The organism is Streptomyces sp. NPDC002580, assembly GCF_042889485.1.
Taxonomy (GTDB): Bacteria; Actinomycetota; Actinomycetes; order Streptomycetales; family Streptomycetaceae; genus Streptomyces.
In genome coordinates, this window is record NZ_JBIAQZ010000004.1 from 551,669 (window position 1) to 572,355 (window position 20,687).

Annotated in this window: 16 protein-coding genes; 6 read left to right on the top strand and 10 right to left on the bottom strand. The window is 69.7% G+C overall.

Annotation, left to right across the window (positions count from 1 at the left end):
• Positions 1-13: 13 nt before the first annotated feature.
• Positions 14-1,081, bottom strand: coding sequence for a uroporphyrinogen decarboxylase (gene hemE, locus ACFYW7_RS16490; protein ID WP_389502566.1), 1,068 nt, complete (start codon positions 1,079-1,081; stop codon positions 14-16).
• Between the two features lie 174 nt (positions 1,082-1,255).
• Here hemE and ACFYW7_RS16495 point away from each other — a divergent pair, with 174 nt between their 5' ends.
• The 5 genes from ACFYW7_RS16495 (at position 1,256) to ACFYW7_RS16515 (ending at position 8,091) form a co-directional block, all read left to right on the top strand.
• A complete protein-coding gene (locus ACFYW7_RS16495; RefSeq protein ID WP_389502570.1) occupies positions 1,256-1,924 on the top strand; it encodes a DUF3000 domain-containing protein in 669 nt (222 codons plus the stop codon).
• Positions 1,925-2,206: 282 nt separating this feature from the next.
• On the top strand, positions 2,207-2,869 hold the full coding sequence (locus ACFYW7_RS16500; protein ID WP_019073943.1) for a response regulator transcription factor: 663 nt from the start codon (positions 2,207-2,209) through the stop codon (positions 2,867-2,869).
• Positions 2,870-3,036: 167 nt separating this feature from the next.
• Positions 3,037-4,314 carry a ribonuclease D gene (locus ACFYW7_RS16505; protein WP_389502572.1) on the top strand — a complete coding sequence of 426 codons (1,278 nt, stop codon included), beginning with the start codon at positions 3,037-3,039 and terminating at the stop codon, positions 4,312-4,314.
• 418 nt (positions 4,315-4,732) lie between these two features.
• Positions 4,733-5,959, top strand: a complete 1,227-nt coding sequence (locus ACFYW7_RS16510; RefSeq protein ID WP_389502574.1) for a thiolase family protein — start codon at positions 4,733-4,735, stop codon at positions 5,957-5,959.
• Complete coding sequence (locus ACFYW7_RS16515; RefSeq protein ID WP_389502576.1) at positions 5,956-8,091, top strand: 3-hydroxyacyl-CoA dehydrogenase NAD-binding domain-containing protein; 2,136 nt, start codon at positions 5,956-5,958, stop codon at positions 8,089-8,091. Before ACFYW7_RS16510 ends, ACFYW7_RS16515 begins: the two co-directional genes overlap by 4 nt.
• 138 nt (positions 8,092-8,229) lie before the next feature.
• Here the strand turns inward: ACFYW7_RS16515 and ACFYW7_RS16520 are convergent, their stop codons facing one another.
• The gene (locus ACFYW7_RS16520; RefSeq protein ID WP_389502578.1) at positions 8,230-9,246 is read right to left on the bottom strand and encodes a hypothetical protein; all 1,017 of its coding nucleotides are present in this window, start codon (positions 9,244-9,246) and stop codon (positions 8,230-8,232) included.
• A gap of 119 nt (positions 9,247-9,365) precedes the next feature.
• Here ACFYW7_RS16520 and ACFYW7_RS16525 point away from each other — a divergent pair, with 119 nt between their 5' ends.
• Entirely contained in the window at positions 9,366-9,752 is a 387-nt protein-coding gene (locus ACFYW7_RS16525; RefSeq protein WP_389502580.1) for an NTP pyrophosphohydrolase, read from the top strand.
• 93 nt (positions 9,753-9,845) lie between these two features.
• On the opposite strand, the gene ACFYW7_RS16530 is transcribed toward ACFYW7_RS16525, so the two are convergent.
• The 8 genes from ACFYW7_RS16530 to ACFYW7_RS16565 form a co-directional block, all read right to left on the bottom strand.
• On the bottom strand, positions 9,846-11,369 hold the full coding sequence (locus ACFYW7_RS16530) for an amino acid permease (RefSeq protein WP_389502755.1): 1,524 nt from the start codon (positions 11,367-11,369) through the stop codon (positions 9,846-9,848).
• A gap of 177 nt (positions 11,370-11,546) precedes the next feature.
• Positions 11,547-13,478, bottom strand: a complete 1,932-nt coding sequence (dxs, locus tag ACFYW7_RS16535) for a 1-deoxy-D-xylulose-5-phosphate synthase (protein ID WP_389502582.1) — start codon at positions 13,476-13,478, stop codon at positions 11,547-11,549.
• 226 nt (positions 13,479-13,704) lie between these two features.
• On the bottom strand, positions 13,705-15,027 hold the full coding sequence (locus ACFYW7_RS16540) for a sugar ABC transporter permease (protein WP_389502584.1): 1,323 nt from the start codon (positions 15,025-15,027) through the stop codon (positions 13,705-13,707).
• On the bottom strand, positions 15,024-15,815 hold the full coding sequence (locus tag ACFYW7_RS16545; RefSeq protein WP_389502586.1) for an ATP-binding cassette domain-containing protein: 792 nt from the start codon (positions 15,813-15,815) through the stop codon (positions 15,024-15,026). Before ACFYW7_RS16545 ends, ACFYW7_RS16540 begins: the two co-directional genes overlap by 4 nt.
• 248 nt (positions 15,816-16,063) lie before the next feature.
• The gene (locus tag ACFYW7_RS16550) at positions 16,064-17,167 is read right to left on the bottom strand and encodes a sugar ABC transporter substrate-binding protein (protein WP_389502588.1); all 1,104 of its coding nucleotides are present in this window, start codon (positions 17,165-17,167) and stop codon (positions 16,064-16,066) included.
• A 121-nt stretch (positions 17,168-17,288) separates the two neighbouring features.
• Complete coding sequence (locus tag ACFYW7_RS16555; protein ID WP_389502590.1) at positions 17,289-18,488, bottom strand: ROK family protein; 1,200 nt, start codon at positions 18,486-18,488, stop codon at positions 17,289-17,291.
• A gap of 242 nt (positions 18,489-18,730) precedes the next feature.
• Complete coding sequence (locus ACFYW7_RS16560) at positions 18,731-19,669, bottom strand: carbohydrate ABC transporter permease (RefSeq protein WP_389502592.1); 939 nt, start codon at positions 19,667-19,669, stop codon at positions 18,731-18,733.
• A 15-nt stretch (positions 19,670-19,684) separates the two neighbouring features.
• The gene (locus ACFYW7_RS16565) at positions 19,685-20,617 is read right to left on the bottom strand and encodes a carbohydrate ABC transporter permease (RefSeq protein ID WP_389502594.1); all 933 of its coding nucleotides are present in this window, start codon (positions 20,615-20,617) and stop codon (positions 19,685-19,687) included.
• Positions 20,618-20,687: the final 70 nt, after the last annotated feature.

The window sequence follows — 20,687 nt, forward strand, 5'->3', positions numbered from 1 at the left end:
GTCCTCTTCGGTCCTAGCGGGCCGTCTGCGTGTGCACGTACTCCACGAGGCGGGTGAGCGCGTCGGGGTCCATGCTCGGCATGACGCCGTGCCCGAGGTTGAAGACGTGGCCCTCCAGACCGGCGGCGGCGGCGAGCACCTCGCGGGTCTTCGCCTCGACGGCCTCGGTGCTCGCGTACAGGACCGCGGGGTCGAGGTTGCCCTGGAGCGCCTTGCCGGGTCCGACGCGGCGGGCGGCCTCGTCGAGCGGGACGCGCCAGTCGACGCCGACGACGTCCGCGCCTGCCTCGCCCATGAGGCCGAGGAGTTCACCGGTGCCGACGCCGAAGTGGATGCGCGGCACGCCGTACGAGGCCACGGCGTCGAAGACCTTGACGGAGGCGGGCATCACCGAGCGGCGGTAGTCGGCGGGTGCCAGGGCTCCGACCCAGGAGTCGAAGAGCTGGACGGCGCTCGCGCCCGCCTCGATCTGCACCTTCAGGAACGCGGAGGTGATCTCGGCGAGACGGTCGAGCAGGTCGGCCCAGAGCTGCGGGTCGCTGTACATGAGCGACTTGGTGTGCTCGTGGTTCTTGGACGGGCCGCCCTCGACGAGGTAACTCGCGAGGGTGAAAGGCGCGCCCGCGAAACCGATGAGCGGCGTCTCGCCGAGCTCGGCCGTCAGGAGCCCGATCGCCTCGGTGACGTACCAGACGTCCTCGGGGGTCAGATCACGCAGTTGGGCCAGGTCGGCGCGGGTGCGGATCGGGTTCTGGACGACCGGGCCGACGCCCGGCTTGATGTCCAGGTCGACGCCGATGGCCTTCAGCGGGACGACGATGTCGCTGAAGTAGATCGCCGCGTCCACGCGGTGCCGGCGGACCGGCTGGAGGGTGATCTCGGCGACCAGCTCGGGCCGCATGCAGGACTCCAGCATGGGGACGCCCTCGCGCACCTTGAGGTACTCGGGCAGTGAGCGACCGGCCTGCCGCATGAACCACACGGGCGTGTGCGGCACAGGCTCGCGCCTGCACGCCTTGAGGAAGGCGGACTCGTACGTGGCTGTCGGCTGCTGCCCTGCGGGGCTGTGGTTGGCGCTCACGACCCAAAGTCTCCCACGGCTCACGGACACCACCGTCCCGGGCTCCGACGGGTCCGGCCGCCCCCGCTCCGGCGCACCCGGGCGGCCGGGTTCGCGCCGCTCGATCCGGACAGGGGTCCCACGCACGGGTGTCTCTCCCTGCGCGCGGGCTCCGTTCCCCTTAATCTTCCCGGCATGGCTGCGGCTCAGGGACGACTGTCGGACGGCGCTGGCGGAATGGACGACGCGAAGGGGGAGGACAGGAATGCGGCGGAGACGGACCCGTTGCCCTTCCGGGCGGCCGTCGACGCGCTGCGGGCCGCACGGCTGCGGCCGGACATCGAGATCGACCCGACGCGACCACCACAACGGCTGGCTCCGTACTCGTACGCGCTGGAGGCCGCCGTCGTCGCCGACGACGAGGATCTGGCCGACGGCCGCCTCGTCCTGCTGCACGACCCGGCCGGGCACGACGCCTGGCAGGGCTCGTTCCGGCTGGTGACCCTGGTCCGCGCGGAACTGGAACCCGAGATGGCGGCGGACCCGCTGCTTCCCGAGGTCTGCTGGTCGTGGCTGACCGACGCCCTCCAGGCCCGCGGTCTGTCGTACGGCGAGGCGAGCGGCACCGTCACGCGCGCGAGTTCGCACTACTTCGGCGGGCTCGCGGAGCGCCCGGCCGCCTCCCAGATCGAGATCCGCGCGTCGTGGACACCCCGGGAGGGCCGCGGCGGCGTCCCGGACACCGCCGCGCACCTCGCGGGCTGGTGCGACCTGCTGTGCCAGATCGCGGGGCTGCCGCCGGTGCCCCCGGGGGACGCCTCCGTGGTCACGCTGCCGCAGCGCCGGGGACCACAGTCCCGCTGACCCTCAGGAGGGCGCGCGCCGACGCGCGCGCCCTTTCCGTTTTCTTACCGGTCCCTTTGTCGATACGACCACTTTCGGCCGCGTATCGACGCGGAACGACTCGGTTCGATCTTCGGATGATCGATCGCGTGTCCGAATTGCACGGATTGTTACTCACCACATCGTGATCATTCTCTAAAGGTCCACGGGTTTGATGCCGAAGACGTCTGTGACCTTGAAAGCACAGTTCGTCCTGGCTCGCCCCCCAGAGCCGGTCCCCGTCCCCGCACCCCAGGAGGCCTGGTGTCCGTTCTCCTCGAGCAGCCCGCAAGCCTGGTCGCCTACCGCCCGAACAAGCCGACCGCCATGGTGGTCGTGGCCGACCCCCGGGTCCGCTCCACCGTCACCCGCCATCTGTGGGCGCTCGGAGTACGCGACGTCATCGAGGCGTCGTCCGTCGCGGAGGCCCGTCCCCGCATCGGCAATCCGCGCGACATCTGCGTCGCCGATGTCCATCTGCCGGATGGTTCCGGCCTCACCCTCCTGTCCGAAACCCGAGCCGCGGGCTGGCCCAACGGCCTCGCCCTCTCCGCCGCCGACGACATCGGAGCCGTGCGCAACGCCCTCGCGGGCGGTGTGAAGGGCTACGTCGTCACCGGCACCCGTACGAACGTCGGGCTCCCCACCCGGCCCGGCGCCGCACCCATCGGCTCGGCCGCCGCCCGTATGCACCGCCGCCCCCCGGGTGCCCCGAGCCACCCGGGCGGCTACCGCGAACTGTCCGGACGTGAGGTCGAGGTCCTGCGCCTGGTCGCGGAGGGCCAGTCGAACAAGGCCATCGGCGTCTCCATGGGCCTGTCCGCGCTGACCGTCAAGAGCCACCTGGCCCGCATCGCCCGCAAGCTCGGCACGGGCGACCGTGCCGGAATGGTCGCGGTGGCCCTGCGGACCGGAATCATCCACTGACCCCTCCCCGACACCACCCGCCCCTCCCCCACCCAGGCCCCCATCCCGGCCCCCTCCGCGCGCGTGAACCGGATCTTTCACTTGCCTGACTGGTTTACGACCCTCAGACGCCCGTCGACGGAACGTTCCGTCGACGGGCGTCTGTCATACACAGATACTCTTGACAGGTGACCGACGCCCAAGAGACCGCAGCAGACAGCTCACTGCGAACCACCGGAGGCGGCCCTCCGGACGACGTCGAACCGGCGCCGATCCCTTTGCTCGAGCCCCGGGAGGGCATTCCGCCCGTGATCGTGGACGAGGCCTCGCTCGCCGAGGTGATCGCCGCCTTCGCCGCCGGATCCGGCCCGGTGGCCGTCGACGCCGAACGCGCGTCCGGGTACCGATACGGCCAGCGCGCCTATCTCGTGCAACTGCGCCGCGAGGGCGCCGGCAGCGCGCTGATCGACCCCGTCGCCTGTCCCGACCTGTCGGGTCTGGGCGAGGCGATCTCCGGAGCCGAGTGGGTGCTGCACGCCGCCACCCAGGACCTGCCCTGCCTGCGGGAGATAGGCATGATCCCCGGCAGCCTCTTCGACACCGAGCTGGCCGGACGGCTGGCCGGGTTCCCCCGGGTGGGCCTCGGCGCCATGGTCGAGAGCGTGCTCGGCTTCACCCTGGAGAAGGGGCACTCCGCCGTCGACTGGTCGACGCGCCCGCTGCCCGACCCGTGGCTGCGCTACGCCGCGCTCGACGTGGAACTCCTCGTCGACCTGCGCGACGCCCTGGAGAAGGAGCTCGACCGGCAGGGCAAGCTGGACTGGGCCCGGCAGGAGTTCGACGCGATCGCGCAGGCCGAGCCCGCTCCGCCCCGCAAGGAACCCTGGCGCCGCACGTCCGGGATGCACAAGGTGCGCCGCCGCCGGCAGATGGCCGTCGTACGGGAGCTGTGGGAGACCCGCGACCGGGTCGCGCAGCGCCGGGACATCTCCCCGGGCAAGGTGCTCGGGGACGCGGCGATCGTCGAGGCGGCGCTGGCCGTCCCCGCCGATGTGCACGCCCTCGCCGCGCTGAACGGCTTCGGACACCGGATGGGCCGCCGTCAGCTGGAGCAGTGGCAGGACGCGGTCGAACGGGCGAAGGCACTGCCCGACGTGGAGCTGCCGCAGCCGGGCCAGCCGGTGACCGGACCGCCCCCGCCGCGGGCCTGGGCCGACAAGGACCCGGCCGCCGCGGCCCGGCTCTCGGCCGCGCGTAGCGCCGTGTCGGAGCTGGCCGAGCGGCTGAACATGCCGCAGGAGAACCTGATCACCCCGGACACCGTGCGCCGCGTGTGCTGGGAACCGCCCGCCGAACCGGACACGCGGTCCGTGGGCGCCGCGCTCACCGGTTTCGGAGCCCGGCCCTGGCAGGTCGAGCTGGTCACGCCGGTGCTGGTGACCGCGCTGTCCCTCAAGACCGACTAGAGAACCACCCCGTCCCGGCGGCCGCGACGCGGCCGCCGGTCGACGTGAGGCGCGCGGCGGCATCCTTTCGCGAGGATGCCGCCGCGTTCCGGTTCCGGCCTCCGGTCGGGAACCCGCTGCCGACGGGGTCCCGGTGACGGGCATGGCGGCCGTGACGAGTGGGGTCACCGGAGGCCCGCCCGCCTCCCGCGGCTCCCCCGTTTACTCCGAACGGGGCTTCGGAGCGGATCCGGCACGTCGAGTTCGCGCCAAGATCCGCCCGTCGGGCCCCGGTCCGCGTCAGTCTTCCGGATGTGACCTTCGCCGCTCCCGCCCTCGGGACTGGGCAGGTTGGTTACTCGTAAGTAGCATGGGTGCTGAGCGCGCGCTCAGGCGTGTCCGCGCAGCAGTGCCATCCCGCATCTGGAGGAGAGCCATCGTGCCTCGTACCGTCAGGGACGTCGTCTTCGTCGACGGCGTCCGCACCCCGTTCGGCAAGGCGGGCCCGAAGGGCATCTACCACGAGACCCGCGCCGACGACCTCGTCGTGAAGGCCATCCGGGAGCTGCTGCGCCGCAACCCCGGTCTTGACCCCGCGAAGATCGACGAGGTCGCCATCGCGGCGACCACGCAGATCGGTGACCAGGGCCTGACCCTGGGCCGCACGGCCGGCATCCTCGCCGGGCTCCCCCAGTCGGTCCCCGGCTACTCCATCGACCGCATGTGCGCCGGCGCCCTGACCGCCGTCACCGCGACCGCGGGCTCGATCGCCTTCGGCGCGTACGACGCCGTCATCGCCGGTGGCGTCGAGCACATGGGGCGCCACCCCATGGGCGAGGGCGTGGACCCGAACCCGCGGTTCGTCAGCGAGAAGCTGGTCGACGAGTCCGCCCTGTTCATGGGCATGACCGCCGAGAACCTGCACGACCGCTACCCCACCATCACCAAGCGCCGCGCCGACGAGTACGCCGTGCGCTCGCAGGAGAAGGCCGCCAAGGCGTACGCCAACGGCAAGATCCAGCAGGACCTGGTGCCGATCTCGGTGCGCAACACCAACGCGGCCGCCGGTGAGACCGGCTGGGGCCTGGTCACCGCCGACGAGCCGATGCGTCCGGGCACCACGCTGGAGAACCTGTCCGGCCTGAAGACCCCGTTCCGCGTCCACGGCCGCGTCACGGCCGGTAACGCGGCCGGTCTGAACGACGGCGCGACCGCGTCGATCCTCGCCTCCGAGGACTTCGCCCGCGAGAACGACCTGCCGGTCAAGATGCGTCTGGTCTCGTACGCCTTCGCGGGCGTCGAGCCGGAGGTCATGGGCTACGGCCCGATCCCGGCCACCGAGAAGGCCCTCGCCAAGGCCGGCCTGTCGATCGAGGACATCAACCTCTTCGAGATCAACGAGGCCTTCGCCGTCCAGGTGCTCGCCTTCCTGGAGCACTACGGCATCGCCGACGACGACGCCCGCGTCAACCAGTACGGCGGCGCCATCGCGTACGGCCACCCGCTCGCCTCCTCCGGCGTCCGTCTGATGACGCAGCTGGCCCGCCAGTTCGAGGAGCAGCCGGAGGTCCGCTACGGCCTGACGACCATGTGCGTCGGCTTCGGCATGGGCGCCACGGTCATCTGGGAGAACCCGCACCACAAGGACGCCGGAGGCGACAAGTGAGCACAGCTGAACTCCTCAAGGGAGCGGCCGAGCTGTTCCCCGACGAGGTCGTGACGTCCGCGAACGTACGCCACCTCGACCTGCCGTTCGGTGCGGGGCGCTTCGCGCTCATCACGCTGGACAACGGCTTCGACCACACCAAGCCGACCACCTTCGGCCCGGCGTCGCTGGCGAACCTCGACACGGCCATCGACCAGGTCGAGCGGGAGGCCGCGGCCGGCGAGATCGTCGGCATCGGTGTCACCGGCAAGCCGTTCATCTTCGCGGTCGGCGCCGACCTCAAGGGTGTCGAGCTGCTCAAGGAGCACGACGACGCGCTCGCCATCGGCAAGGGCGGCCACGAGGTCTTCAAGCGCCTGTCGGGCCTCGCGGTCCCGACCTTCGCGTACTACAACGGCGCGGCGATGGGCGGTGGCGTCGAGGTCGGTCTGCACTGCTCCTACCGGACCGTCTCCGCGGCCCTGCCGGCCTTCTCGCTGCCCGAGGTCTTCCTCGGTCTGGTCCCCGGCTGGGGCGGCTGCACGATCCTGCCGAACCTGATCGGCGCCGACAAGGCCGTCTCGGTGATCATCGAGAACTCGCTCAACCAGAACAAGCAGCTCAAGGGCGGTCAGGTCTACGACCTCGGTATCGCCGACGCGCTCTTCGAGGGCGCCGACTTCCTGGAGCAGTCGCTGCTCTGGACGGCCGCCGTCCTCAAGGGCGAGATCGCCATCGAGCGCCCGGCGATCGACCGCGGCGAGGCCTGGGACCAGGCCGTCGCGCGGGGCCGTGCCATCGCCGACGGCAAGGTGCACGGGGCCGCCCCGGCCGCCTACCGCGCGCTGGACATCATCGCCGAGGCCAAGGACGGAGACCTGCAGAAGGGCTTCGACGCCGAGGACGTGGCGCTCGCCGACCTGATCATGGGTGGCGAACTGCGCTCCGGCATCTACGCCTTCAACCTGGTCCAGAAGCGCGGCAAGCGCCCGGCGGGTGCGCCGGACAAGTCGCTCGCGCGTCCGGTCACCAAGGTCGGCGTCGTGGGCGCGGGCCTGATGGCCTCGCAGCTGGCGCTGCTCTTCCTGCGCCGCCTGGAGGTCCCGGTCGTCCTCACGGACATCGACCAGGAGCGCGTCGACAAGGGTGTGGGCTACGTCCACGCCGAGATCGACAAGCTGCTGCTCAAGGGCCGCGTCAACCAGGACAAGGCCAACCGCCTCAAGGCCCTGGTCTCCGGTGTGCTGGACAAGGCCGAGGGCTTCTCCGACGCCGACTTCGTCATCGAGGCCGTCTTCGAGGAGATCGGCGTCAAGCAGCAGGTGTTCGCGGAGGTCGAGGCGGTCGCCCCGGCGCACGCGATCTTCGCCACCAACACCTCCTCGCTGTCGGTCACCGAGATGGCCTCGAAGCTGAAGAACCCCGAGCGGGTCGTCGGCTTCCACTTCTTCAACCCGGTCGCGATCCTCCCGCTCCTGGAGATCGTGCGCGGCGAGCAGACCGACGACGCCTCGCTGGCCACGGCGTTCGCCGTCGCCAAGAAGCTGAAGAAGACCGCGGTCCTCACCAAGGACGCCCCGGCGTTCGTCGTGAACCGCATCCTGACCCGCTTCATGGGCGAGATCCAGAACGTCATCGACGAGGGCACCTCGGTCGAGGTCGCCGAGAAGGCCATCGAGCCGCTCGGCCTGCCGATGTCGCCGCTGGTGCTCCTGGAGCTGGTCGGTCCCGCGATCGGCCTGCACGTCTCGGAGACCCTCAACCGGGCCTTCCCGGACCGCTTCACGGTCTCCCCGAACCTCGCGGCCGTCGTCAAGGCGGGCAAGCGCGGCTTCTACGTCTACTCCGCCGAGAACGGCTTCAAGCCGGAGCTGGACCCCGAGGTCGCGGCTCTCCTCAAGCAGGGCGACGTCGTCCTGACCGAGGAGCAGGTGCGGGACCGGGTCCTCGACGCGGTGGCCCAGGAGATCGGCCTCATGCTGGACGAGGGCGTCGTCGCCGAGGCCCAGGACATCGACCTCTGCCTGATCACCGGCGCCGGCTGGCCCTTCCACCTGGGCGGCATCACGCCGTACCTGGACCGTGAGGGTGTCTCCGAGCGGGTGACCGGCAAGCGGTTCCTGGCGGCCGGCGTCGCCAGCGTCCCGGCGTAACGCTCCACCGAGTCACGAAGGTGCCCCGCACGCCGAGTCGGCGTGCGGGGCACCTTCGTGTTCCCGGGGCTCCGCCCCGGACCGCGCTCCTGGAATCGCCGGAGGGGCTGACCGCCTTCCCGTCCCGCGACGACAGGATCAGACGGTGCGCCACGCCTCCAGGGCGATCCCCGGTTCGTCCTTGCGGCGGGTGACCCGGAGTTCGCCGGTGCCGGGGGCGAGCGTCGCGGCCACCACCCGGCCCTCCTCGTCCTCCGCCAGCGACACCAGTGCGTCGGCGGGGAGTTCGGGACCCGACTCCGTCCACCACGCGCCCGCCGACTCGTCCTCGGTCGGGTAGGCGGCGAAGCCCACCCGCCCGCTCGTCGCGCGCTGGGCGAGCAACGTGCAGTCGTGGCCCTCCAGTCGGCAGCGGATGACGCAGACGGGACCCGGGCCGGCCGAGGCCAGGAGCACCACGGGCTTGGTGCCGGGACGCCAGGCGCACACATCGCCCGCGTCGTCGGTGAAGTAGAGCGTGGTGGCGTCCCCGGAGGTCGCGAGCGCGCGCAGGGTGCCCGGCCGGACCGGCGCCTCGAGGGCCTCGTCCAGGACGGGCGGCTCGCCCGCCTTCTCCTGGCGCCAGTGCAGAACGCCGCCCGGGACGGCCGCGTACAGCTCGACCAGGCCGGACATCCCGGTCACCGCCGCCAAGTCCCCTTGGACGTCATGCCCCTTGAGGTCGCGCCAGGGCCCCCAGCCGCCCTTCTCCTTCTGGCCGATCATGCTCACCCCGCCGCTCTTGTTGCGGACGAAGACATGGGCGCGGCCCACCGCGTCGACCGCGACGGCCGGGTTGCCCGTACGGCCCCCGGTGCGGTCGGGGTGACCGATCGCATGCCAGTCGAGCGCGGAGAGGTCCGGCCGGTAGTGGGTCGAGTGGACGAGGCCCGACTCCTCCCGGACCGTCGGCCGCCAGGAGACCAGGTGGGTGTAGCGATCGGTTCCCTGCCCCAGGGCCATGACGGAGTGCAGGCGTTGGGTACCGCCCACGATGCGCGGAGGGTCCCAGGGACCGCCGGGCCCGCGCTCGGCCCGGCAGTGGACGACAGCCTCCGACAGCAGGTACGCACTGAGCCTGCCGTCGCGGCCACGTATGAGCCAGTCGACGTTCACCGGTTCACCTTAATCGGGGGCGAGCCGCTCACCGAGGCCCGCCCCAGTACCGGTCAGCCGCCGACACCGCCTCGGTCGTCACGCGCCCTCGGCCGAGGGCGATCTGGCACGGTGAGGGCATGACGACTCTGCTCATCGTGGACGGCGCCAACGTGGTCGGGTCCGTACCGGACGGCTGGTGGCGCGACCGCCGCGGGGCCGCCGAACGGCTCAGGGACGCCCTGACGGAATTCGCCGAACGGGGCCTGCCCGAGCACCCCGGCCCCCTGGAGATCGTCCTCGTGGTGGAGGGCGCGGCACGCGGGGTGGCCGCCGTCCCGGGGGTCCGTGTCGACGAGGCGCCGGGCAGCGGCGACGACCGTGTGGTGGAACTGGTGGCCGGGGCGCCGGGCAGGCCCCGGCTGGTGGTCACCGCCGATCGCGAGCTGCGGCGCCGCGTGGGCGAACTGGGCGCCGAGGTCACGGGTCCGCGCACGGTGCGCCCCGGCCCTGACCGTCGGCCCTGACCCGTCGGCGCGGACCGTCGGCGCGGACAGGCCGCGGGCCCCGCGGTCCCCGGCTGAGCGGGGTGCACGGGGCCCGGGCACGGAGCGGGTACGTCAGCCGACGGCGCCGCCGGGCGGGTTCTCGATCCCTCCCCGCGTCGTCTCCTCGTGGCGGCCGAGGCGGCTGTGGCCTCGTCCGTAGAGGAAGTAGACGACGATGCCGATGACCATCCAGATCGCGAACCGCAGCCAGGTCTCCGCGGGCAGGTTCAGCATCAGCCACAGCGTCGCGAGCACCGACAGGAGCGGCACCCACGGCACCAGCGGGGTGCGGAAGGACCGGTGCAGGTCGGGGCGGGTGTGACGCAGGACGACCACGCCGACGGCGACCACGACGAAGGCGAAGAGCGTGCCGATGTTGACCAGTTCGGCCAGCTCGCTGAGGCTGGTGAAACCGGCCAGGATCGCGATGATCACACCGAGCAGGATCGTCGGCCGGTGCGGGGTGCGGAACCTCGGGTGGACGCGGGAGAAGAACCGCGGCAGGAGTCCGTCGCGGCTCATCGCGAAGAAGACACGGGTCTGGCCGAGCAGCAGGATCATGCAGACCGTGGTCAGTCCGACGGCGGCGCCGAAGCTGATGAAGCCCGCGTACCAGGGGTGCCCCGTGGCCTTGAACGCGTCGGCGAGCGGGGCGTCGATGGACAGTTCGGTGTACTTCTGCATGCCGGTGACCACGATCGACACGAGGACGTAGAGCGTGGTGCAGATGATGAGCGAGCCGAGGATGCCGCGGGGCATGTCCCGCTGCGGGTTCTTCGTCTCCTCGGCGGCCGTGGCGACCACGTCGAAGCCGATGAAGGCGAAGAACACGACGGAGGCCGCGGTGAAGATGCCCATCACGCCGAAGTTGGTCGGCGCCCAGCCGAACATCAGCTGGATCAGGGGGGACTTGATGCCGCTGCCCGCCTCCACCGCCTGGGCCGGGGGGATGAACGGCTTGTAGTTGTCGCCCTCGATGAAGAAGGCGCCCGCGATGATCACGACCAGGACGACGGTGACCTTGATCGCGACGACCAGGGTGGTGATCCGGGCGGAGAGCTTCACGCCGACGACGAGGATGGCGGTGAGGACCAGCACCAGCGCGGCGGCGAGGATGTCGAAGCCGAACCCGTCGGCCCCCTCGCGCCCGCTGAGCGACGCGGGCATGTGCCAGCCCGCGTTGTCCATCAGCGAGCGCACGTAGCCGGACCAGCCGACGGCGACCACCGCCGTGCCGAGCGCGAACTCCAGGACCAGGTCCCAGCCGATGATCCAGGCGGGCAGCTCGCCCAGGGAGGCGTACGAGAACGTGTACGCGGAACCGGCGACCGGGACGGTGGAGGCGAACTCCGCGTAGCACAGGGCGGCCAGACCGCAGGCGACACCCGCGGCGACGAAGGCCAGCGAGACCCCCGGCCCCGCGTTCTCCTTGGCGACCTTTCCGGTGAGGACGAAGATGCCGGTGCCGATGATGACGCCGACGCCGAACACGGTGAGGTCCAGAGCGGACAGCGACTTCTTGAGTGCGTGCTCCGGCTCCTCAGTGTCCAAGATCGATTGTTCGACCCTTTTCGTCCTGAAGAGGGTGTTGCCCACGGCCGTACCTCCCACGTTTGTCGTCCTCGACATGATCGAGAGGGCAGGTTCCACGTGTGCCCCGACGCGGCCCGGTTCACGCGGATGGGCCGGTTTCACCACCCGTACAGGGTGCTGAAACCGGCCCATCGGCCCAGAGTCCCCGGTCGGCCGCCGGGGGTCGCGTCGGTCGGAGTGTCAGTCGCGCGCGGGCTCCACCGCGTCCACGGCCTGCACGGCGCTGTGGTCGTACCGGCCGTCGAACTTGGCGACGAGGCCGGTGACCTGCCGGGCGATGTCCGGTGCCGTCAGGCCGATCTCCGCCATGACCTCCGCGCGGGAGGCGTGGTCGAGGAAGCGGGGCGGGATGCCGAAGTCGCGCAGCGGGACGTCGACGCCCGCGTCGCGCAGGGCCTGCGCGATCGCCGAGCCGACACCGCCGACCCGGGAGTTGTCCTCGACGGTGACGACCACCCGGTGCCGCTCGGCGAGCGGGGCCATGGCCTCGTCGACCGGCTTGACCCAGCGCGGGTCCACGACGGTCGTCGAGATGCCCTGCCGGTCCAGGAGGGTGGCGATCTCCAGGCACATCGGGGCGAGCGCGCCGACGGAGACCAGCAGCACGTCCGGCGTGTCGGTGCCCGGCTCCCGCAGGACGTCCATGCCGCCGATCCGGCCCACGGCGGGGACGGCCGGGCCGACCGCGCCCTTGGAGAAGCGCACCACGGTGGGCGCGTCCTTCACCTCGACGGCCTCGCGCAGCTGGGCGCGGACCTGGTCGGCGTCGCGCGGTGCCGCGAGCCTGAGGCCCGGGACGACCTGGAGGATCGACATGTCCCACATGCCGTTGTGCGAGGCGCCGTCGGTGCCCGTGACGCCCGCGCGGTCCAGGACGAAGGTGACGCCGCACTTGTGCAGGGCCACGTCCATCAGGACCTGGTCGAAGGCGCGGTTGAGGAAGGTCGCGTAGACGGCGAAGACGGGGTGCACCCCGCCGGTGGCGAGGCCCGCCGCGGAGACGGCGGCGTGCTGCTCGGCGATGCCGACGTCGTACACCCGGTCGGGGAACGCCTTGGCGAACCGGTCGAGGCCGACCGGCTGGAGCATCGCGGCGGTGATCGCGACGATGTCCTCGCGCTCCTTGCCGAGCTCGACCATCTCCTCGCCGAAGACGGAGGTCCAGTCGGCGCCGGAGGAGGCGATCGGCAGGCCGGTGTCCGGGTGGATCTTGCCGACGGCGTGGAAGCGGTCCGCCTCGTCCTGGAGGGCGGGTTGGTAGCCGCGGCCCTTCTCGGTGAGGCAGTGCACGATGACCGGGCCGCCGAAGCGCTTGGCGCGGGCCAGAGCCGACTCCAGGGCCTCGATGTCGTGGCCGTCGATCGGGCCGACGTACTTCAGGCCGAGGTCCTCGAACATGCCCTGCGGGGCGATGAAGTCCTTCAGGCCCTTCTTCGCGCCGTGCAGGGTCTCGTAGAGGGGCTTGCCCACGACCGGGGTGCGCTCCAGGAAGTCCTTGCCGCGCGCCAGGAAGCGTTCGTAGCCGTCGGTGGTGCGCAGGGTCGCCAGGTGGTTCGCCAGACCGCCGATGGTCGGCGCGTACGAACGCTCGTTGTCGTTGACGACGATGACCAGCGGCCGGTCCTTGGCGTCGGCGATGTTGTTCAGCGCCTCCCAGGCCATGCCGCCGGTGAGGGCGCCGTCACCGATGACGGCGACCACGTGGTCGTTCCTGCCGAGGACCTCGTTCGCCTTCGCCAGGCCGTCGGCCCAGCCGAGGACCGTGGAGGCGTGCGAGTTCTCGATGACGTCGTGCTCGGACTCGGCCTGTGAGGGGTAGCCGGACAGGCCGCCCTTCATCTTCAGCCGGGAGAAGTCCTGGCGGCCCGTGAGCAGCTTGTGGACGTAGGACTGGTGGCCCGTGTCCCACAGGACCCTGTCCTTGGGCGACTCGAAGACGCGGTGCAGAGCGATGGTCAGCTCCACGACACCGAGGTTGGGGCCGAGGTGGCCGCCGGTCTTGGAGACCGCGTCGACGAGGAAGGTCCTGATCTCGCCGGCGAGCTGGTCCAGCTGCTCCAGGCTGAGCCGGTCCAGATCGCGCGGTCCCCTGATGCGGGTCAGCAGCGGCACCCGTGCCTCCTTGCAGTAGAGCTGTTGCCGGGCTTGGTCGAGTCTAATGTTCCGTCTTCGCGGGCGCGGCCCGGGTCCGGCGTTGTACGCCACCCGGTCGGCCCACCCGGACGGGAACGGGTGTACGGGTCCGGACGTGACTGTGCCCGGCGCCGCCATTGGCGCCGGGCACAGGGTCTTTCACAGGAGCGCCACCGCGGAGTGCCGTGGCGCGTCCCGCGGGGTGTTACGCGCGGCCGGAGGCCTTCTGGCTCTTGCGCGACACGGAGTCGATGACGACCGCGCCGAGCAGGACCGCGCCGGTGATCATGTACTGGATGGACGTGTTCATGTTGAGCAGGTCCAGGCCGGTCTGGATCGACTGGATGACCAGCATGCCCAGGAGGGCCGACCAAACGTTTCCGCGCCCACCGAAGAGGCTCGTACCACCGATGACGGCCGCCGCGATGGCGAGCATCAGGGTGTTGCCGCCACCGGCGTTCAGCGTGGCGCTCGCGGTCTGGCCGGCGAAGAACATACCGCCGACCGCCGCGAAGCCGCCGGAGATGGCGAACACGGAGATACGGACCATGGACACGCTGATACCGGCACGACGGGCCGCCTCGATGCCACCGCCGACGGCGAAGATCTTCCGGCCGTACGTCGTACGACGCAGGATGAAGTCGACGACCACCAGGGAGGCGAGGAAGATCACCAGGGCGTTGGAGACACCGGAGGCGTTGTTCAGCACGACGGCGGCGGCGATGGACACCACGGCGAGCGCGCCGACGCGCAGCACGATCTCACTGGTGGGCCGGAAGGGCACACCGGCGGCCTTGCGGCGGCGCTGGTCGATGAACGAACCCACCAGCATCGACAGGACACCGAGGCCGGCCAGCAGGTAGGCGCCGATGACGGCCTGGTCCATGAAGAACGAGCTCTGGCCGAGCAGGTGCACCGGGCCGGTCTCGCCCGGGATGTTGATGGTGCCGGCCGAACCGAGCAGCCACAGCATCAGGCCGTTCCAGCCGAGGAAGCCGGCCAGCGTCACGACGAAGGCGGGCACGCCGATCCTGGCGAAGAACCAGCCCTGCAACGCGCCGATGACCGCACCGGTCACGATGGCCAGGACCAGGGCCAGCCAGGCGTTCACGCCGTGGTTGACGACGACGACCGCGAAGATCGTGGAGGCCAGTCCGCTGACGGAGCCGACGGAGAGGTCGATCTCGCCGAGCAGCAGCACGAACACCAGGCCGATGGCGAGCATGCCGGTGGCCGAGAGGTAGTAGCTGATGTTCGACAGGTTGTCGGCGCTCAGGAACCGGTCGTTCTGCAGCTGGAAGATCGTCCAGATGACGATCAGGCCGATGAAGACCGGGAGCGAGCCCAGCTCGCCACCCTTGATCTTGCGCTTGAACTCGGTGATGTAGCCCTTGAGGCCCTCTTCACGGACCAGCAGACGCGGGTCCACGACGGCCACGGGAGCGGCAGTGGGGTCGTCGGCGGGAGCCACCGTGTTCTGGTGCTCCACCTCGGCCTCCGCCTTGGAAACCTTCGACGTGTCGCTCACTTTGCGGCCTCCGTGTTGCGACGCCCGGCACGACGGGTCACGGCGTTTTCCGTGGCTCCGGTGATCGCGGCGATGATCTCTTCGTGGCTGGTGTCCTTCACGGAGAAGGAGCCGTTGTTCTTGCCCAGACGCAGGACGGCGACGGTGTCCGCGACGGCCTTCACGTCGGCCATGTTGTGGCTGATGAGAATGACACCGAGGTTGCGCTCGCGCAGTCGCTCGACCAGGTCGAGGACCTGCGCGGTCTGCTCGACGCCGAGAGCGGCGGTCGGCTCGTCGAGGATGACGACCTTGGGGTCACCGATGAGGGCGCGGGCGATCGCGACGACCTGGCGCTGACCGCCGGAAAGGCTCGCGATCGGGATGCGCACGCTCGGGATGCGGATGGAGAGCGTGCTCAGGAGCTCGCGCGCCTTCTGCTCCATCGTGACCTCGTCGATGACGCCGCGGTGCAGCAGCTCGCGACCGAGGTAGAGGTTGCCGACCACGTCGAGGTTGTCGCACAGCGCGAGGTCCTGGTAGACGGTCGCGACGCCGAGTCCCTGGGCGTCGTGCGGCTTGTTGATGCTGACGGGCTGACCGTCCCACTCGATGACGCCCTCATCGATGGGGTGGACACCCGCGATCGTCTTGACCAGCGTGGACTTTCCCGCGCCGTTGTCGCCCACCAGGGCGACCACTTCTCCGGGGTGGACCTCCAGCTCAACATCGGTGAGTGCCTGCACAGCACCGAATCGCTTGGAGACTCCGCGCAACGCCAGCACGGGCGTAGCGGACACGTGAACCATCTCCTTCGCCGCCTGACCGGCGGGGATGCCCGCGCTCGAACTACAGGCGCGGAGGGATGTGCGAAATGCACAAGGTTTACAAGATGAACATGCGCGAATCCGTCACATTTCGCAACGGTTCCATCCGACGCCCGCCCCGCAGCGGGGTTTGAAGGTGGGGCAGGCGTCGGACAGGTTCGCGAGACCGCCGGGCGGTCGTGAATCGGGCGGCCACCCGTCGTGCGGGTGGTCGCCCGAGTCGATCGTGCTTACTTCAGGCCGGCAGCGGCGCAGGCCTTGGCGTAGTCAGCGGTGCAGATGTCGGAGACCTTGTAGAGGCCGTCCTTGACCACCGTGTCGTTGATGTTCGCCTTGGTGACCGAGACCGGGACCAGGAGCTGCGAGGGCACCTTGTCGCCGGAGCCGCTGGTCAGCGTCTGGGTGGCCAGGGACTTGATGTCCTTGCTCTCCAGCAGGTTGACCGCGAGCTGGGCGGCGGCGTCCGCCTCCGGCTTGAAGGCCTTGTAGACGGTGGAGGACTGGGTGCCGGCGACGATGCGCTGGATACCCGCGAGCTCCGCGTCCTGACCCGTCAGCGGGATGCCACTGATCTTCGCACCCTTGAGGACGGTCGCGATACCACCGGCCATGCCGTCGTTGGCGGAGTAGACGCCGGCGATGTTCTTGGCGCCGAGCTGCGTGATGGCAGCGGTCATCTTCTGGGCGGCGACGGTGTCCTTCCAGAGGCCGGACTGCTCGTAGGCGATGTCGACCTTGCCGTCGAGGGCCTTGTGGGCACCCGCCTTGAACTGACCGGCGTTCGGGTCGGCGTCGTCACCGTTGATCATGACGATCTTCGACTTCTTGGTCGCCTTGTCACCGAGCGAGGTGAGGAGCGCCTCGCCCTGGAGCTCGCCGACCTTCTGGTTGTCGAAGGAGACGTAGGCCGAGACCGGACCCTGGGCGAGGCGGTCGTACGCGATGACCTTGATGCCCTTGTCGACCGCGGTCTTGATCGAAGACTTGATGGCGGCCGAGTCCTGGGCGCTGATCACGAGGACCTTGACGCCCTGGGTGATCATGGTGCTGACCTGCTGCGCCTGCTTGGCGGCGTCACCGGCGGCGTTCGCGTACTGGACCTTGCAGTCCGAGCACAGCTCCTTGACCTTCGCCTCGAAGAGCGGGTGGTCGAACTTCTCGTAGCGCGCGGTGACGCTGTCGGGGAGCAGGAGACCGATGGTCTTGCTGCCGCCCGCGGAGGAGCTGCTGCTGCTGTCGGAGTCCTTGTCGCCGGCCTTGCCACAGGCGGCCACCGAAAGGGCCATGGAAACAGCGGCGGTACCGATGACGACTCTACGCATCGTGGTGTTCATTGGTGGTGCCTCCCTGACAGGGCCGCAACGCTGCGGCCGAGGTGGTTTGGAGTCAACTCGGCCGCAGGTTCGACGTCAAGAAGTAAATACTTAACGGGTTGGCAACAGCGTGTTTCGTTCTCTAAGTGAAGGCAGGCGAAACAGCGGTCAGCGAACCATCCAAAAGGGTCGAATCGCCCATCTCACTGAGTGCGAGAGCGAGCGCGCCGAGCACCTCCGCACGGCCGCCAAGCGCCCCTGGCAGCACCGAGAGCTGACGCGCGGCGCTGGGGATCGCGTAGCGGCCGACAGACTCCCTGATGGGCCCGAGAACGAGCTCACCGGCCTCGGCGAGATCGCCGCCCAGGACCACCCGGCTCGGGTTCAGCAAATTACAGAGGTTCGCGACTCCACTTCCGATGTGTCGGCCGACGTCGGCGATCACCCGACGGCAGCCCGGGTCACCGTCCCGCGCCAGCCTGACCACGCCCTCCATGGTCAGATCGGTACCATGACTGGACTGGAGGAGCGGCAGCACATAGCGCGCCGCCGCGAAGGTCTCCAAGCAGCCGCGGTTGCCGCAACGACAGACGGGGCCGGATTCATCGAGTGTAATATGCCCGATTTCTCCCGCCGTGCCACCGGGGCCGCGATAGATCTTGCCCTCTATCACCAGCCCGGCTCCCACACCGCTGGCGACCTTGATGTACGCGAGGTCCCTGACCCCTCGGCCACTGCCCCAGACCATCTCGCCGAGCGCGCCCAGATTGGCGTCGTTGTCCACGTACACCGGCACGCCGAGCCGCCCCCGCAGCTCCTCGGCGGGCCTGGCGCCGGTCCAGCCCGGCAGGATCGACGTGGACCCCAGAGTGCCCGATTCAACGTCGATGGGGCCCGGCACGCCGAGCCCCACACCCGCGATCTTCGAACGGTCCACACCGGTCGCCGCGATCAGGCGGTTGACCAGCTCCTCGGCGCGGTCGAAGCCCTGCGCGGCGGAGGCGTCCACGTCCAGCGGCTCGGACTCCTCCGCCAGCACCTGGTGGGCCAGGTTGCCGACCGCAACCCGCAGATGCGTGTGCCCGAAGTCGACACCGATGACGATGCCGGCGTCACCGCTCAAGGACACGCTGCGCGCCCTGCGGCCGCCGGCCGAAGTGGGTGTGACCTCGACCGTTCCCCCGTCCTTGAGTTCACGAACGATATTGGAAACGGTCGCGGCCGACAGGCCCGTCGCCCTCGCGATCTCCGCCTGCGTGAGCGAGCCGGCTAGCCGCACCGCCCGCACGACGCGTTCCAGATTGGCTCGGTGCAGCGAAGACTGCGACCCCGGAGTCTCCATCGACTCATCCACTCCTGCCCTCAGCCGGGCGGCCCCGATGCCGCCCGTGTGACCTGGGTCACGACAACGGGACCCGGTCACTTACAAGTTGTGAACTCCAAGCTCCGCTGAACGGGTTACCGCCGTCAAGTCCTTGACGAGAATCGGCTCCCCTCGGGCACGTGCGCTTTCCGTCACCGGCCGGACACACGTACGCCACCCCCGGGGGCCGGAGGTGGCGTAGGCGATGAGGTGACGCGGCGCTACTTGAGCGTCGCCGAGGTCAGGCCGGCCTGGACCTGGCGCTGGAAGGACAGGTAGACGATCAGCATGGGGACCATCGCGATCGTCACGCCGGCGAACAGGACGGGAAGATCGGTCGCGTAGCCCTGCTGCTGCTGGAGCTGGATGAGGCCCTGGGTCAGAACGTAGCGTTCCGGATCCGAACTCGTCTGCGGCTGCATCAGCACCGAGGGCAGGATGTACTGGTTCCACTGCCCCAGGACGTTGAAGATGCCGACGCTGAGCAGTCCGGGCTTGGCCATCGGCAGCATGACCTGGAAGAACGCCCGGGTGTGCGAGGCGCCGTCGAGCACCGCCGCCTCGAAGACCGCGGTCGGGAGCGTCCGGAAGAACGCGTGCATGAAGAACACGGTGAACGGCAGCGAGTACGCGACGTACACCAGGACCAGACCTTGGTACGTGTTCAGCATGTCGAAACGCTTGACCATGAAGAACAGCGGGACCAGGGCCAGAAAGACGGGGAACATGGCCCCGCCGACGAAGAAGTAGTAGACGAGCCGGTTGCCCGGGAAGTCGTAGCGTGCCAGTACGTAGGCCGCCATGGCCCCCAGGAGCATGGTCAGCGGGACGGAGAACACCAGCACGATCAGGGTGTTCGCGAAGTAGTCGCCGATGCCCTTGCTCCAGGCCCGGCCGAAGACGTCGAGCTGCCAGTTCGAGGGCCAGCCGAGGGCCGAACCGCCGATCTGCGCGTCGGTCTTGAAGGAGCTCAGGACCAGCCAGAGCAGCGGCAGGATGATCAGGACGGCCCACAGGGCGAGGAACCCGTGCGAGAAGACGTTGAGGGCCATGCCCTCGCTGCGCTTGTCACCCGGTCGCGCCGGGGCCTTCCGCACGGTTCGCTGCGGGGGTACTCCGGCGCCGTCGACCTTCGTCGGCTCCGTGATGGGTGCGCTCATAGTCGTGTCTCCCGCTCAGAACTCGATGCGCTCGCGGCGGGTGGCGCGCAGCGTGACCACGGACAGGATCAGGGTGAGGAAGAGCATGACGACGCCCATGGCGCAGGCGTAGCCGCTCTTCCCGAAGTAGAGGAAGTTGCGCATCATGACGTTCGCCATGACCTCGCTGTGGTGGTCGGGCCCACCGCCGTAGCCGGTGCCCTGGGTCGTGGTCGAGACGAGCACGAACATGTCCATCGCGATGATGCCGAGATAGACCCAGGCGGTCTGCACCGTGTCCCACAGCAGGGGCAGGGTGACCCGGAAGAAGGTGTGGGTGCGGCTCGCGCCGTCCAGCAGCGCGGCCTCGTAGATGTCCCGCGGGATGGACTGCATGGCCGCGGAGAACAGCACCAGGTAGAAGCCCACCCCGTGCCAGACGACGACCGCCATCAGGCACCAGAGCACCAGGTTGGGCTCGTTCATCCACTCGATGGGGCTGTTCGCGTCGACCAGGCCGAGCTTGATCAGCAGACCGTTGAGCAGACCGCCGCTGTCGCTGCGGTAGAGGGCCCCGAAGAGCACCGCGACGATCGCGAGCGACAGCACCTGCGGGAAGAAGTACACGATCTTGTAGAACCGCGAGCCGGCGACGCCCTGCACGCCACCGGCGCCGCCCCGCCCGCCCGCGTTCACCATGAAGGCGAAGAAGAGGGCGAGCAGGATGGTGATCACCGGGATGAACACCAGGAACAGGATGTTGTGCCAGATCGCTCCGAGGAATACGTCGTCCTGGAACAACGCCTTGTAATTGTCCAGGCCGACGAAACTGAACGTCTGCGACTGGCCCTTCCAGTCGGTGAAGGAGTAGCCGATGGTCTGTATGTAAGGCCAGATCACGAAGATCAGATACAGCGCCAAAGGTGCGAGGAGAAACCCCGCGACGAACCGGTACTGCCCTTTTCGCATGGCATCCTGCCCTGGTGTTCCGGGTGTACGTGACCCGGGTGTTCCGGGTGTGAGCGACCCTGATGTTCCG